Raw genomic sequence first — 2001 nt, 5'->3', positions numbered from 1 at the left:
CTGTGCAGTAGACCATCTTCCCCCACCTCTCCTCAGCCAGCTGAAAGAGGGTGGGAAAATGGTTATCCCGGTAGGTCCTCCCTGGAGTATACAAAGTCTGTGGGTAGTGGAAAAAACCAGAGATGGCATTACCACTCGAGACTTAGGAGCAGTAAGATTTGTCCCCTTAACCCGGGAATCTCAGGGAGAGTGAGAGAAGTTGCCAGCCAATTTAACTCCTCAATACCGGGAAGCAGAAGCCCGTTACCGAAGCGCTAAAACGCCGGAAGAAAAGTTAAAAGCTCTGGAAGAAATGTTAGCAACAATACCCAAGCATAAAGGAACAGAAAAGCTACAGGCAGAAATCAAGCAAAAAATATCTAAACTGCGTAAATCTAAGGGGGAAAGAAAAAGCAAAGGAAAACTATTTGACCCCTATCTCATAGAAAAAGTAGGCGCTGCTCAAATTGCCATAATCGGTGCTCCCAACAGCGGAAAGTCTACCCTCCTCTCCCTTTTAACTCGTGCACGTCCGGAAATAGCCGACTATCCTTTCACCACTCATTCCCCTCTTCCGGGAATGATGGAATATGAAGATATTCAGATTCAGCTTATCGATTTTCCTCCCTGGTTAGAAGGAAGAATAGAAGGTAATGCCATAGGGGCTCTCCGAAGAGCTGATGGAATAATAGTAGTGATGGATGGTAAAAGTGAAAGACTATTAGATGAAATGGAAAGCCTCCTCCAGGACCTGGAAGAAAACAAATTTGAGCTGGAAAAAGAAAAAACACTGATTCTAGTAAATAAAATAGAAACACCACTGGAACAAGAAAATTTCTCCATTTTTAAAGAATTGTATGAGGAGGAATTTGCTATTCGGGGAATTTCTTTTCTTACTATCTCGGTAGAAGAAAAGGAAAGTTTAAAGAGAGATATTTTTCATTTAGCGGGAATTATACGGATATATAGTAAACCCCCCGGAAAGCCCCCTGACCTTTCTCGCCCTTTTGTACTGAAAAAAGGGGAAACGGTAAAAGACTTAGCTCGTGCTATCCATAAAGATTTAGCTTACACCTTAAAAGGAGCGCGAGTGTGGGGATCGGCTAAATTTGAAGGGCAACTGGTCACCCCCGATTATGTTTTACAGGATAAAGACATAGTAGAAATTAAGACATAGTCTCTTTCCAGAAACACTGTTCATCTTCGTAATAGGGGTCATCAAAAAGAGCATAAGCGAGTGCCCGACAACCATAGCAACCTTCTACCTGGCAGTAGCTACATCGGCCTTTTAGATATTTTCTATCTTTTAAGGTTTCTAAAAAGGGGGAATCAATAGCTTTCCCTAAACCATCTTTCAAAATATTACCCAGAGGATAAGGAAAACGGCGACAGGGGAAAATAGTCCCCTCGGGCATAAGACAAAGTGCCTCTCTTAAATTGCACAAAGCCCCCAGCACTTCTCCTTCTTTTCCTCCTTTTATCCAGAAAGCCTTGTAGGGAAGAAGCTCATAAGGGGTACATTCCAGCTCACAGACATTCACGAGCTCCTCTAAGAAACTCCTCCATTCTTCTCGAGAAAGAACTGCTTCTTTCATTTCCCTTCCTCTTCCCTGGGGGATGAAGCGCTCTACTATCACTCCCTCCACTCCTAAATTTTGAGCGAGCGCTAACATGGAAGATAACTCTTTTACATTTCTTTTACTCAAAGTAAACATGAGCACCAGGTCCAGGAAAGAAATCTCTTGAGCCAGTTTTATTTTGTCCACTACCTTTTCAAACACGCCCCGTCCCCTGATAGCGTCATTGGTGAAAGAACTTGCTCCCTCTAAAGATATCTTCAAAGTGGTTAATTTCTGGCACTCTTCCAAGCGAAAAAGCAGGTTTTTTTCTAAGAGGAGGCCATTGGTAATAATCATAAGCTCTTCCACTCGAGGATGAGAGTTAAGATAGTGAAGGAGAGAAAAAAGCTCTTCCCCCACAAGAAGTGGTTCTCCCCCGGTTATATTTATAGTGGTATAGAGG

At 42.8% G+C, this 2001-nt stretch carries 3 protein-coding genes; 2 read left to right on the top strand and 1 reads right to left on the bottom strand.

What is annotated here, in order from left to right; translation table 11 throughout:
* Window positions 1–193: protein-L-isoaspartate O-methyltransferase family protein (locus GXZ17_RS03410; protein WP_409375886.1), on the top strand; the 193-nt coding region annotated here is incomplete at its 5' end.
* A 6-nt stretch (window positions 194–199) separates the two neighbouring features.
* Window positions 200–1156: a GTPase gene (locus GXZ17_RS03405; RefSeq protein ID WP_409375885.1), complete on the top strand. Its 957-nt coding sequence runs from the start codon at window positions 200–202 to the stop codon at window positions 1154–1156.
* On the opposite strand, the gene GXZ17_RS03400 is transcribed toward GXZ17_RS03405, so the two are convergent.
* The coding region (locus GXZ17_RS03400; protein ID WP_409375884.1) for a radical SAM protein at window positions 1146–2001 on the bottom strand (856 nt) is incomplete at its 5' end. The two genes, GXZ17_RS03405 and GXZ17_RS03400, sit on opposite strands and share 11 nt — an antisense overlap.

The organism is Candidatus Sordicultor fermentans (assembly GCF_012728195.1).
GTDB lineage: Bacteria > Atribacterota > Atribacteria > Atribacterales > Caldatribacteriaceae > Sordicultor > Sordicultor fermentans.
This window is presented reverse-complemented; position numbering and strand designations above follow the sequence as displayed.